9 protein-coding genes are annotated in these 14,231 nt (G+C 38.6%); all 9 read right to left on the bottom strand.

Translation table 11 applies throughout. The features are described 5' to 3' along the window. Positions 1-383: 383 nt before the first annotated feature. The 9 genes from FHQ08_RS07840 to FHQ08_RS07880 all read right to left on the bottom strand — a co-directional run bounded on the left by FHQ08_RS07840 (position 384) and on the right by FHQ08_RS07880 (position 13,728). Positions 384-662 (bottom strand): hypothetical protein, encoded by a 279-nt coding sequence (locus FHQ08_RS07840; RefSeq protein WP_230913850.1) that lies wholly within the window; start codon positions 660-662, stop codon positions 384-386. A gap of 721 nt (positions 663-1,383) precedes the next feature. Next, entirely contained in the window at positions 1,384-2,985 is a 1,602-nt protein-coding gene (locus tag FHQ08_RS07845) for an ABC transporter ATP-binding protein (protein ID WP_230913851.1), read from the bottom strand. Positions 2,986-3,469: 484 nt separating this feature from the next. Then, a complete protein-coding gene (locus FHQ08_RS07850; protein WP_230913852.1) occupies positions 3,470-4,126 on the bottom strand; it encodes a hypothetical protein in 657 nt (218 codons plus the stop codon). 215 nt (positions 4,127-4,341) lie between these two features. Further along, a complete protein-coding gene (locus tag FHQ08_RS07855; protein WP_230913853.1) occupies positions 4,342-4,884 on the bottom strand; it encodes a sigma-70 family RNA polymerase sigma factor in 543 nt (180 codons plus the stop codon). A gap of 211 nt (positions 4,885-5,095) precedes the next feature. After that, positions 5,096-6,646 carry an ArnT family glycosyltransferase gene (locus tag FHQ08_RS07860; protein WP_230913854.1) on the bottom strand — a complete coding sequence of 517 codons (1,551 nt, stop codon included), beginning with the start codon at positions 6,644-6,646 and terminating at the stop codon, positions 5,096-5,098. Positions 6,647-6,686: 40 nt separating this feature from the next. Continuing rightward, positions 6,687-7,781, bottom strand: coding sequence for an acyltransferase family protein (locus FHQ08_RS07865; protein WP_230913855.1), 1,095 nt, complete (start codon positions 7,779-7,781; stop codon positions 6,687-6,689). Positions 7,782-8,302: 521 nt separating this feature from the next. Continuing rightward, entirely contained in the window at positions 8,303-9,619 is a 1,317-nt protein-coding gene (locus FHQ08_RS07870; protein ID WP_230913856.1) for a hypothetical protein, read from the bottom strand. Positions 9,620-10,405: 786 nt separating this feature from the next. Further along, positions 10,406-11,710: a hypothetical protein gene (locus FHQ08_RS07875; RefSeq protein WP_230913857.1), complete on the bottom strand. Its 1,305-nt coding sequence runs from the start codon at positions 11,708-11,710 to the stop codon at positions 10,406-10,408. 617 nt (positions 11,711-12,327) lie between these two features. After that, positions 12,328-13,728: a hypothetical protein gene (locus FHQ08_RS07880; protein ID WP_230913858.1), complete on the bottom strand. Its 1,401-nt coding sequence runs from the start codon at positions 13,726-13,728 to the stop codon at positions 12,328-12,330. Positions 13,729-14,231: the final 503 nt, after the last annotated feature.

Consider the following 14,231-nt stretch of genomic DNA (forward strand, 5'->3'; position numbering starts at 1 on the left):
CTTTTACATGTTTATCATACCAGAAAAAAATTATAATAGTAGCATTAATCAAAGTATTTTTTATTGTTTGCTGACTAATTATTTAAAAATATTAATAAATTAATTCATTGTATCTAAATATTTATATGGGTTTACCTGAGATATTAAGAAATAACAGCCATGTTGTTTTTTAATCATTATGCATTATTATTTTTCAATAATATGATTTTAACATAAATTAACCGCATTAGGGCAAAATAAAAAAGCCGGTGGGAGGACCGACTTTTTCAAAAAAAGAATAGTCATTACTAATTAATCAATTATAGGAATCATCTGATTCCATCTTTAATTTAGCACATCTGTTTCAAAACTTAAAGTAACAACGCTTAAAATAAATAAAAAAATTAATATACATATTTTTTAGAAGCTGGCCGCTGTAATCCATGCAATTTTTCGGTTGCAGTTGTATTTAACGTTAGTTGTCCTGTTGCTAGTTCCATTTCGATATAATTGATAAATTTGGCAACTACATCGGCAACATCATCGCTTGCAACAAGTCGGTTGATCATAATATCTAGCAAACCATCTAATTCCGGTGCTGTTGTTTGACAAGCCGCTTGGAATTCCGTTAACAAAGTAATGGCTGCTGTTTTACAAACTGCTTTTTTCTTTTTAGCAAACATGACTAAGACCTCCATTTGTCCTAACAACACCATGCTTAGTTAAAGCATATCATGTATTAAGTTCTCTGGATTCAAATTGCTTTTAACGTCGCTATTTGGTGATTAACGTAAATAAAGTTAAAAAAAGAGGCTAGAACTTAATCTAACCTCTTTTAAATAAACGAACGATAACGTTTACCACACCTTCTGGGGAAGAAGAAAGATGACGTTAAACAAACCGTTTCTCATCATCTATGTCATGATTTTTCAATCACATGATTATCATACCAAAAGCGCTAAGCAACAAGGACAAGTAGTGCAAAATTGGTCTAGCAGTTTCATATATGTTCTATCCTTAAAATTGGCTATATTTCAAAAAATATTGGTGCATATTTACATCAAATGTAGCTATTTTACAGAATTCGTTCAGTCCCACCTGACTTTATCTGTATAATTTAATTGAGCTTTGGGATGACATAAAAGATAAACCCAATTGCTCAAAAAATGAAAAGGAGCATACAACCATGAGTTTTTCTAATGTTTTACATTTCATTCTCAATATTTTGGGTTTTACCTTTGGCTGGAACAATGGTTCTAAAATAAATGGTAAAGATGTTTAATCATTGATTATTCGCAAGAAATAGAGATCGGAAACAAAATCAACGCTTCCGATCTCTATTTATTTGCATCAATTTTGAAGCGCCAACGTACGCCAAAATGTAACAACTGGGCCTCTCATAGCTCATATGCGCTTAAAAAACTGTTTTACTTGTCCATTGATTACTTGAATCACATGGGGATAGCCTTCAATCGTACGCATATTGTGTGTCGCATTCAAAACAGAAATGTCATATTGCTGATTTAAGATATCCAAAGTCGTCATAAACTCTTGAACATTATTTGGATCCAAACTTGACGTCATTTCATCTAGTAATAAGAAGTCCGGGAATTTGATCAAAACCCTTGCAAAAGATAACCGTTGAATTTGACCACCTGAGAATAAAGTACCTTGTTCACCCAAGTCAGTGTCCAATTGCTGCGGCAAAGAGCGAACCAATGTATCCAGCTTTACAACCTGAAGTGCATGCCACAATTGTAAGTCAGTCACTTTTTGATCCCCTAAGCTAAGGTTATCACGAATGCTGCCAGGAACCATTCGAATATCTTGTGAAGCATAGCCAAGCTTTTCCCGTAGTTCGACCAGATTTAACCGCTGAATTGGGATACCGTTCACACGAATTTGTCCAGAAGTTGGCAAGTAGAAACCCTCCATGAGCGCTAGAATCGTACTCTTACCACTACCACTTTCCCCAATCAAAGCCGTTTTTTCGCCGGCACGAATGGTAAACGAAACATCTTTTAAAATCAACTGTTCGCTATTTGGATATTTGAAAGAGACGTGTTCAAAGTCGATACGTTGAATACGTGACACAGCAATGCCATTCAGATTCTTGTTCTCTGGCTGCTCCATCAAAATATTTTGGATGCGATCAGTTGCCCCACTAACCGTCTTCAAAGATGTAAAAAATGAAAACAGGCTAGTCATTGGCGTAATCATTTGAACCATATAGATGAAGTATGCTGTCAAACCACCACCGGTTAATTGGCCCTGATTGATTGAATACCGGCCATACAAAATGATGACAAACACGATCAATAACAACAAAACACTGACTAGCGGATTTAAGATGCTAAGCACTCTAAGTTGGCGCACATTTAACCCAAACAATGTCTGCATACCTCGGTAGCCCATTTTCTGGGAAAACTTTTCCCGGTTAAAGCTCTTGATCAGGTTATCATTGATCGACATCTGCGAAACCTTATTAATGGTTTCAGCCAAAGCCGCTTGAAGTAATCTAGAAATGACACTTAATTTTTGACTCAGCGGCACGACAACAAGTGCCAATAAAGGGACAATGGCTAAGACAATCAGCGTCAAGCGCCAATTAAGTATTAACATCATGGCAAAAGCACCCACCAGTGAGATTAACCCCGTCAAGTTTTGAGGTAAGGCACTGGCAATCAAGCTATAAATCGTTTGCGTATCATTCAAGACACGGCTAGCAATGACCCCACTCTCATTCTGCTTAAAAAAATGTCGTGGCAACGTCGTGATCAAGTGCCAAAGTTGTTTGCGTAAGTTCAAAACGGCATCTGACGCCACATATCCTAATAAAAAGTTCGCTGGCACTTCTAAAATTAAATTAAAGACAAACAAGCAAACTAAAATGACAATTGTTTCACCGTATCTATTAGACTTAACTGATGTATCAATCAATAATCTTATTTGATTTGTGATAGCTAACGAACAAATAGTCCCGATAGCTGCTAAAAAAATCCCCAATGTAAACAGCTTCAACTTTGGCTTACCATGGTGAACAATAAGCTGTATTAAATCTTTTATTTTATAATGTGCGCGTTTTTTCCCATATCTCCCTCCAATCGTGACTATAAATAGTATAGCGTACCTGTTGGCGGCTATAATTTCAGTTTTCAAAAGCTTTTATATCAAAATTGCATAAAAAAATGACTAAATCCAAAATTAATTTGGACTTTGTCACTTTTATATATGCATAACTTTCATATCAGGACCGACTACCAACATTTATACATAACGCTATTTTTTATCCTTATCATCATCTGGATCAACGCTAGGTTTCTGACCCAACATGACTTGAATGAACTCAAAAACTTCCATGGACAATTACTCCTTTCGTCTCCAATTACCCACAGTGTTGATATTAAACCAATAATGGCAAGTAAAACGACTTTTAGGCAAAAGTGGTGCGAATGGTGCAGAAACGGCAAATAATTTGACATGATTTACCTCAATTATAATTCTCCAGCCGTGCAATCTGTCGCAACCCATAGTTCACTGTCGCTTCAAAGAGTTCTGGGGTGGCACGTTCGGTCTCATCTAATAAGTACTTGCTAAAGATTCGGCTATGTTGTTCCTCAAATTGTTGAAAATACCCCGTCTGATTTAAGCGTAGCTGCTGATGAAAAGCACAGGCACAGTCTAAAAACTCCTGACACTGAGGAACTTCAGTTGTTTCCAAGCCACCCCATGCGGCAATTTCATGCACAATTTTGACGAACAATTCCCCAATAATACAAGCATCGTGTAAGCCTTGACGAAAACTACCACGAAAATTTAATTCAGCCCCCAAATAATCACCCCAACGAACTTGCAACTTTTTACCCGATTCTAAATAATGTTGTAAATGAAAAGTCCCGATCCAATCTGTTTGACCGTGACTGGCACCACCAGTTGGTAAAAACTGCACCTGCCCAAAACTAATTGGGAGAAGCGTGGAACGAATCCCAGCCATCTGCTTCAACAACCGGACATGCTTCAAATTAATCGGTCCAAAAGCCAAATACTGCTGCACCAACTGCCGCGTTGTTAAACCCGTTTTGATCAAACCCTGATAGTAGTCCAGTGCCAACGTGGCATAATGACCGTCTTGTTGACTAATATCCAATAGCAGTAATGTTTCCCGGGAAATATTATAACATTTACGCGTGCGGATATACGCATCATACTGACCAGATAAAAGTGCTGCTTTATCAAAATAACGCCCCTGAAAGACCTTCCCCCACGGAAATCTTTGCTTGTTAATTGTTCTAGCATCCTTCCATTTTAAGTTGGTTTAAAAATAACACAAGTGAAATATATATACCAATTTCAATTGCATTTTCAACTTAATTCAGGTCGGTGTAGTTTTTTAGCAATCATGACGATCTGTTGGCGGTCATTGCGTAATGTCCGTGGACTGACATGCAGTTGCTGACTCAACCGGGTTAATTTTTGTCTTTTAAGTAAATGCTCAACCAATACTGTTTGTTGCCTTGCTGTCAGTTGACTTTTAATCGCTGGCAATAATTCTTCAATGATCAAAGCCTGATCCGAAGGTGTTATTTGTAACGCGGCTTCAGATGGCTCATCAGTGACTTGATCTAATTGAATCTGGGTGCGTGCTGCTAACCACATATCTCGACGCAATAAATTACGGATATGCCAGCAGATGGCTTGAAAAGCAAAGCGATTGAATTGAACTACATCGAAGGGCTGAGATTGCTGTGCCGCATATTTATCATAGCTCGCCACATAAACCATAAATCCTTCATGTACCAAATCCTGCCAATCATCTCGTTTTCGCCAAATCCGTTCATGCTTCAATGCCCCATAGATCACCCGCTCATTTGCCATTGCTAATTGCCATAATTCTGCTTGTTCCATTTTTATGTGAAACCTCCAAAGAAGATTCCACAAGCGCTTGTGGTGACCCCACTTTACCAAATTTAGGCTAACAAAAAAGCCCGACGATTTTAGCAGCAGTTAAAATCATTCCCGGACTTTTTTGCGTAATTTATTGGTTACGTTCGTTTTGCGTAATATATATCATTAAATATTTCGTTAGAATAACGGTTGAATCAAATTTAGCGATTGCCTACCGATAAAACTTCCGCCAAGTATAGGGATCATAAATTGGTGCCTGCTTCATAAAAGTCTGATCTTCCTTAGTGCCTGACAATGCCTCCGAATCACGTTTAAAAATCAATTGAATTAAAGACCAAATACCTAGCATCGCAAAGGTTGTGATTTCTGGCGTGATAAAGAAACGATACCGCGTTTGAATCTCAATTGCGAAATGAATCAATACATAGCCGACAAATAATAACTCAAAGATGAAGATCTTATTATGATAGGGTAACTTGCGCCTAAGTTTCGCCCAAAACAGCGCTAGGGCACCTAAAGTCATACTGAGAATCAAAGCCACCCACTGCCCCCACATCGCCTGAGCTAAGAAACGACGGTGCTGATTACTGATTCGAACATTAGGTGTCAGTGACCAATCGATAGACTCATCATAGTCCCCCCACATCAGTTGATACTTATCAATAAACAGTTGCTTTACTTTCTGCTTATCTTTTAATTCCTGTTTAATGAGTTTCTTGCCTACCGCATCTCGCTTAGGACCAATAGGATATTCATCTAACACACCTGCTAAAGGTCCCACATACCGTCCCTTAGATTGGCTGTTTAAACCAGTCACAAATTTCCAAGTTGCATTCCGATTGCCCATTGGATATTCTGACAGCCCTGTATACCTAATATAGCCGTTCACGGCACTAAGCATCCCAAAGTAACCGATCATGATGCAAACCATACCGATCAAACCACGCCAAAAGGTACGCTTTCTTAATAAGAAACATAAATAGCCCAAACCAACAGCCAACAATATCAATGCGCCGACTGGTCGCAAAGTATTCCCTAATGCTAAGAAAAAGCCACTGCATAATAACCAGGACCACTTATGATTCTTGGCAATAAACAAGTATAAACCGATCAGATTAAAAGCCAACGATGCATATTGATTGGTCAATACTGTAATCATAAAAATATTCGGCAAGAAAGTGGCAAAAGCCAGCATGACTAGGGCAGCCACCCGTTTATTGAAGAGTCGATGTACAATGCCGAATAATGCAAGCATCGTTAAACTTGCCATGAAAACATTGACGAGCTTCAAAGCTAACGGACTTGGCCCGAATATGCGAATCAATAATGATTGATACATGATAAACCCATTTTGATAGGGATAGCTTAATAAATAATTATCATCGTTGAATGAACGATCCCCTTGACTAAAATAAACGGAATCGCGATATAATGTCTTAAAATCCGAAAAGCGCTGGGAAGGCACTTTATAGATCCAATAAAGTCTTAGGCCTATCCCCAGCAATAAAATCAAGCCAATTAGCAGTAGCCAAATGCCCTTCTTATCTGGCAAATAAGTCACAAGTAACGCAAATAGGCCCCATCCCACAATAAACACACCCGCTAATAGCCAAGTTTCACGCTGGCTGAAATTAGCCAAAGTTTGTGCTTGCGATGTTGGCGCAAGTTTGAGCATGGTCCTGACTGCCCAAATCATACACGCTGAAAAGAAAACAACTAGCAGGGTCAATAGTGAGCCCATAGTCGTTCTGATTTTATCCAAAATTCCCACAATAGCCTCCGATAATCAACCATAATCTGATTCAATAGATGTTTTTTGCTTGTAGCTTGTTGGCAACTTTAGTGATCACAGGGTCTAAAAAGCGCATCAACCACTGTCGCAAATAATCAATCATCGCGCCGACCGCCAAAATAGCCACCGCGACTAAGGCGCCATAAGCTAAAACAACAATCGTGTGGTTGAAACGGAAACCGCGAACGAGATTATTCCACAGCGGTCCAACAATGAAATAATTAGAATGCATTAAGTAAACGCCAAACATCGTACTAGCCAATGAATTGATCACTTTACTATGATTCAGCGGCAAAAATTTAAAAGTCAAAAATAAACTCGTCCCAGCAACCAATTGAATCGGGCTGTTGCCATCCAAAAAATACAAATAGCGATACTTATTTTTAAAATAACCTGTAGCATGAAAATTAATGTAGTCTACCATTAGGACTGACAAGAAGCCAATAATCAATGCACCAATAAAGACCCAGATATATCGTTTCAAGTGTGCTTGGGTGAAGTCTTCTGGGAATAGTCGGATATACCCACCGATCAAGTAAATGACAAATAGTGAAGTCACATCATAGCCATTGGATCCCACGGCTGGACTGGAAAGAAATACACCACAAATAGAAATAAAAAAGATCAAAATACCTAGTAACATCCGATATTGGTGTTTGGTCAAACTATGTATCAGCTTATTAATAAATGGCGATAATAAATATAAAATAATATAAGCAGTGGCATACCAATTTGCCACGCCAAACGTTACTGGAAAAACATTCTTCAAAATATCCATATTGGTCATATGGATCAACGACGTGCCGCTAGCCTTGATCACAATCATAAATAACCAGGAATAAAAAATAACTTCCAACCAATTGTTCAACAAACTTTTCCATTTAAATTTACCTGTGGCTAAGAAATAGCCCGAAATTAAGGTAAACAGAATCACGCCCAACCGGCCGCCGATCCATAAGAATTCGACAATTTCGCGCTTGAAATAAATATGTGGCTTAAAGTACCAATTTGATCCCAAAGCATAATGCCCCAGAATGATCATAAACATGCTGATGATACGCAACAACTCAAAATTTGAGCTGCGCTTTTTGACTCGTTCCTGCATGTGTCTCAAACTCCCTAATTAAAAAAATACTAACTATTAGGCATTATACCCTTGTATTTCTGAAAATAGCAATTGGCTAACGACCCTTAATGCAATCTAAATAACCTACCAAGCTGAAGTTTTCAAGCTAAGTAGGTTATTTCAATACGTATACCATCTATTTTACAGATATTATTTCTTTTTATCAGGTAAAATGGCGGGACCAGGTTCAAAGGTTGGAAATCCTAAAATATAGCTCAATACTTCTTGCAATAGCTTCATGCAATTATCACCTCTCTTGTTTATTTTCTAGAATATCATAGTAAAACAACTGCCTGGTTAATAGTGTGCAACAATGACTAGCTAGGCACATTTATGCATTATTTTTATAAAATACCATTTTACTTACATAGACCAATGGAATGATCGATTTTGTATTTTAGTTACTAGACGCAAAAAAACCGGTGGCCCACTATACCACCGGTTTCATATATTTATCGTTAAATGAGAATTTTAATTGTTCAACCTAGAAATGTAGCACACTATGCTGGGTAATAAGAACCATTTTCAGCATAAACCCATTGTGAATCTGTCCCCAATTTAAGTGCTTGTTTACCATTGATATGACGTTCAGCATAAACGCTGTAAACACCATCGGCTTGAACAGAACCAGCTTTGTCGCCATCAGATGTGTAAAGTGTTGTGCCTTTAGCTGTAGCGAAGACACCATCTTTATCTTTTTGTGCAGCTAAATCAGAGGCTTTGACCCATTGGTTAGTACCTAAACGATAGGCAACAACATCGCCGTTATCGTTCAAGGCTTCTTCAAATGCGCGCCATTCTGTTACATCTGTTGCTAACTTCTTACCAGAATCTTTAGAAGTTGCAGCGTCGCTATAGATTGTAGCGGCATCTTTAGAATATAAAACGGTGCCAGCAGGTAAACTCTTAGTTGTAACCTTAGCTGGTGTTGTTGCGGAGAATGTTACATCGCCAGCTGAAACCCATTTGCCAGCAGCATTGCCGTTAGCAGATTTGTCTTCAACGAAGTAAGCTGTTGCATTACCATTTGAATCTTTAGCGACTTTAGTAACAGAAAGCTTTGTGCCCTTATCACGTACCAAAGCACCTGTGTTATAAGCAAGTTTAGCATCTGTGTAAGTAGCTGTATCATCTTGGTTTGTTGTAGCTGTACCAGCAACGTCACTTACATTAGCACCTTGTGCAAATGTGATTTCACTATCATCGTATTGCACGAAGTAGGTTGCACCGTTATAAGTGAAGGCAAAATAGGTCTCTGTCTTGGCTGGATTTTGGTAAGCAGCTTTGACGGTGATCGAACCGTTGTGTAATAAGTCACGGATCTTGCCAAGCGTTGCATTACCTTCTTTAAGATTGTTTTCGTAAGAATCATAAACAGTTACGATGGGATTATCGGCTTTACTTTGAATGCTGCCAGAAACTGAATAAGCCTTTTCCCAATATTTTGTGACTGGTACAAAGAATTGACCGTTCCCATTTTGGTTCGTATCAACGTTGTAAAATGCACCTTTGACACTTAAGTAAGGTGCAGCACCAGAGCCAAGATCAAGGGAAGTCAAAGTTGGATTGCTGCCTAAGTAGATATCGCTGCTAGCTTTAACTTCTTGATAAGCATTGTTGCCAATTGAAGTGTAGCCAGTTGTCCCAGATTTCACTGGTGTAGATGTATCAAACACAAATTGAGGTAAGCCCGTTGTTGTGGCCGCTTGAACTTGTGCTGGTTCTGTTGTTGCAGATAATGCTGGTGCTGCTAAAGGTGCAACGGCTAATAAAGCTGCTGCGGCAACACCTAAATACTTTACTGAAGATTTCTTCATAGTACAGTATTCCTCCTAAATTCTCATAATTATAATTGCGACCACTAACAGTTTGACAGGAGTTTGCCTTAAAATCACCAATGGCTAGGTTTACTTCATAGTATATCGATATTTACCACTGCATGGTGGTCAGTAATTACAAATAATATAATATTACAACACTTATTTAATTATCAAGGACACAGAAAATTCACATTTTATAATCATTAATTAATAATAATGATTTTTCTCTAATGATCCTGAATTATGAATTGTAAGTACTAAATTCTTTTGTCTTTAAATCGTCCGTATAAATATCGTTAAAGCACATTTTTTAGTGACTTAATTCTAAAAAAATTATTATTGCATAATTTTTAAAATATTAATTTTGATTCTTATATTTTTTTCTGATTTTTTTTAATTTCACTATCTTAAAAGATTCATCGTTAACTAATAAGGGCGTTTCGGAACGTTGAACTTAACGAGAATCTTTGGCTATAGTCAAAATTATCCTACGCTGAAAACTATTCTCATCACCAAATACGAACACATTGCAGGTAAACCGTGAGTTTGGACTTCTGATGGATTAAAATTGCAGCGAATTTATTTGATCTCTTTGACCTTATGATTGACCCCTTCGACCAACTCGTTAACGTAATATCGTAAAGGCACCAGTGGATGCCAAAAAGTATAGAACTTAAGTATTAATAAAACTGGATACAAAAAAACCGATGGAGTGATCAAGTCCATCGGTTCAAGCATTCTAGAATAATTGATTTAATTGTTTAATTTAACGTTAGGGTTAAATTATGCTGGGTAGTAAGCACCGTTTTCAGCATAGATCCATTGTGAATCTGTACCTAGTTTAAGAGCTTGCTTGCCGTTGATGTGACGTTCAGCGTAAACTTTGTATACACCGTCAGCTTGGATTGAACCAGCTACGTCGCCATCAGAAGTGTAAAGTGTAGTACCTTTAGCTGTAGCAAAGACACCATCTTTATCTTTTTGTAAAGCTAAGTCAGAAGCCTTAACCCATTGGTTAGTACCTAAACGATAAGCAACAACGTCGCCATCATCGTTCAAAGCTTCTTCAAATGCGCGCCATTCAGTAACGTCTGTAGCTAACTTCTTACCAGAATCTTTAGAAGTTGCAGCATCGCTATAGATTGTAGCAGCATTCTTAGAGTAAACAACTGTGCCAGCAGGCAATTTCTTAGTCGTTACTTTAGCAGGAGTTGTAGCAGTGAATGTTACATCGTTAGCTGAAACCCATTTGCCAGCAGCATTGCCGTTGTCAGATTTGTTTTCAACGAAGTAAGCAACAACTGTACCATCAGAAGTCTTAGAAACTTTAGATACAGATAATTTAGTACCCTTATCACGAACTAATGTACCAGTATAATCAACAGCATTAGCATCGTTATAAGTTGGTGTATCATCATCATTAGTTGTAGCAGTACCTGTTACGTCACTTACAAGAGCACCTTGTGCAAAGGTAACGTCCTTTTCAGGTACGAAGTAAGTCTTACCAGCGTATGTGAATGCGAAGTAAGTGTTCTTAGCTTCATCAGTGTATGCTGCAGTGGCAGTAACTGAACCAGCATTTAATAAATTAGTAAGTCTAGTAGCTGTTGCACCTGTAGCAGGAGTAGCTGGGCCTTCAAATACACTAGGCTTGTCACCAACAGCAGCTGAATCTGTTTGGATGTTGCCTGAAATTGAGTAATTCTTTGTCCAATAGTCTTTAGCTTGAACGTAGAATTGGCCATTACCATATTGGCTACCACTTACAGTGAAGTAAGCACCTTGTACGCTGAAGTATGGTTTGTCTGTACCGTCAATGTTTAAAACGGTAGTAGCAGGTGTTTGCCCCAAATAAATTGTATTTGTTGCATGAACAGCTTGGAAAGCACCATTGCCAAGAGAAGCGTAACCTGAATCTTGAGGTGTAACCTTGTTATCTTTACCAAATACAAATTGTGGTAAACCATTAACTGCTGCTTGAACTTGAGCAGGTTCTGTTGTTGCTGATAATGCTGGTGCTGCTAAAGGAGCGACGGCTAATAAAGCTGCTGCTGCAACACCTAAATACTTAACTGAAGATTTCTTCATAGTGTGGTATTCCTCCTAAAATTCTCATAATTTATAATTGATACCAGTGACAATTATAGCATGAAGGTTTACTTTGTACAATGAATCTCAAACCCGGGTAAGATCTCCGCGGTGGATCTCACTATGTATGTTTGAGTTTCAGCTAGCAATAAACGATCATTCCAATTGCCATGTTGGTCAATTATTACCAACGACATAATATTACAATAAACCGGCGCGGTTGTGAACTGTTTTACCTATTTTTTTTTGAATGACACCATTTTTTAATATTGCTGAAAATTCATTCTACTCGCAAACCCCGAAAAACCAGCATTTTGACGATTTATTTTCAATTCGTATTACAAATTCATTACATTTGAAAATTCTCGATTTCATACTGCTTAACCGCTCATTAACCATATTTAGTCACTCTCCGGTTCTAACTCGCACTTACAATAACGCTAACCATCAAATCTCGGCCTAACTAAAACCCATTCATTTTAGCCAACTAAATATTCAAATTAGAACCCAAAAAATAAGATCTAGAAAACAAGCGTTATGCTTGTGTCCTAGACCTTATCATTTACATCATCTATTAGGTTAAAGCAATTATAAAAATCGCGTTTTATCTCTATATATTACTGAGCAGGATAATAAGCCCCATTTTCAGCGTAGATCCACTGTGCATCTGTGCCTAACTTAAGTGCCTGGTGTCCATTGATGTGACGTTCCGCGTAAACCCGATAAGTCCCCGTTGTTGTAATATTACCAGCTGCTTGCCCGCTCACATCATAGAGTAGCATTCCTTTGCTGGTAACAAAAACACCATTTTTTGCTTTCTGCGATTGTAACGCGTTAGCCTTGACCCATTGATTTGTACCTAAGCGGTAAGCAATCACATTGTCAGCCTCATCTAAGGATTTTTCGAAAGCGCGCCATTCATCAATAGTTAAGGCCAATTTTTTACCAGATTCCTGTGTTAGTGCTGGATCGCTATAAATTTTAGCGGCGCTTTGAGAATATAGCACTGTGTCCGCCGGTAGTGTTTGCCGCGAAGTTTGCGGTGCTGGTGTGTTTTCCGCAAAAGTCACATTAGTTGCGGCCAGCCACTTGCCAGCTGCTTGATCAGCATTAGCAGCTACGTGGTAAGCCATAACCGTGCCATCATCACGCAGTGCAACTTGATCAACAGAGAGTTGCGTAGCCTTAGCAAGAAAAATACCGGCATAGCTGGTTAAAGCCGCATTGTTGAAGGCAGCCACACTATCAGCCGTGGTGGTAATCGTACCTGAAATACCTGAAACATTTAATACAACAGTTGTTGTACTAGACATAACTGGATTAACTGGATTAGTCGGCTTAGCTTTAGGTAACTGTACTAATTGGATATTAGCGGCAGCTAGAGCATCTTTTTTAATAAAGTAGACCTGACCATCCACAAGAAAGCCATAATATTCTGTTTGTACCGTTGACCCACTGGCAACGTACGTATATTCGGCCACAGGGGTAACCTTGCCATTATTTTGGTCGATTGCCGCATTGAGTTGTGCTGCTGCACTTGGGTCCAAATCAACCTCGCCAGTGAGACTATTGAGTTTGGCAAAATCCCCTTTGGCATTTTTATCACCAGTAGCTTGTAGGGCATACCCACTAATATCGTGATTCTTTTGCAGCTGCTCGACTCGATTGACCACACCGGTGCCAGCAACGGGCAAACCTTTGTCATCAAGCTTGATATAGTACTGTTTCCCAGCTACAGCATCAGTCATCAAATATTCATTGCCATTACGTGTGACCAACTGACTATGAACATTCTTGGCTGCGGGTGCCTGAACTTGTTCCAGCCCCTTTGCTCCCATGACTTCTAACGGTGCTTGGTCGGTCCAACCAACGATGACCTGTGTCTCAGGCAGTCCAGCCGTTGCTGCCTGCACATGCGTCGCTGTTACAGCGGTTGGCAAAATTGGTACTGCTACAGGTGCTGCTGCTAATAAAGCCGTCAAGGCGACACTGACATACTTAATCGAAGACTTTTTCATCAGTCTTTTCCTCCTATTCCACCTATCGCGATATAAAACAATCAGCTTAGTAATAAATTAACGAGTTAACGCACTGTCACCACAAACAGTGTCGGCCTTTATTGCCCGATAGAGCCAATCGTAATTATTACCATTTTGATATAATAATATATAAATATTAATTTGCAACTTTTTTGCTTACCCTTCGAACTTGGCAGCACACAATTGCAATAACCTGCAGCCTTAACTAAATAACCAAAGCAAAACATACTAAGATTAGATCTGTTGATGAAGTATATTCTTACTTCGGTCAACAGATCTTTTTTGATCAATTATAAAAATACCGTTCACTCATTGGGGCTTCGAGCCCGTAAAAAAAACTGGCTTTCACTACTACCTTCTGTTAATCAATTTTAAGTTTGTGGAGCTTCGAGCTCGGGTATCGGAAATGAGATCCAGGAGTAGTTAGTGTTCTAATCACAAGAAAGAAGATGTTGTTCGATGACCGATCTGATCGGTATCGA

Origin of the sequence: Agrilactobacillus fermenti, assembly GCF_021030645.1 — a bacterium.
GTDB lineage: Bacteria > Bacillota > Bacilli > Lactobacillales > Lactobacillaceae > Agrilactobacillus > Agrilactobacillus fermenti.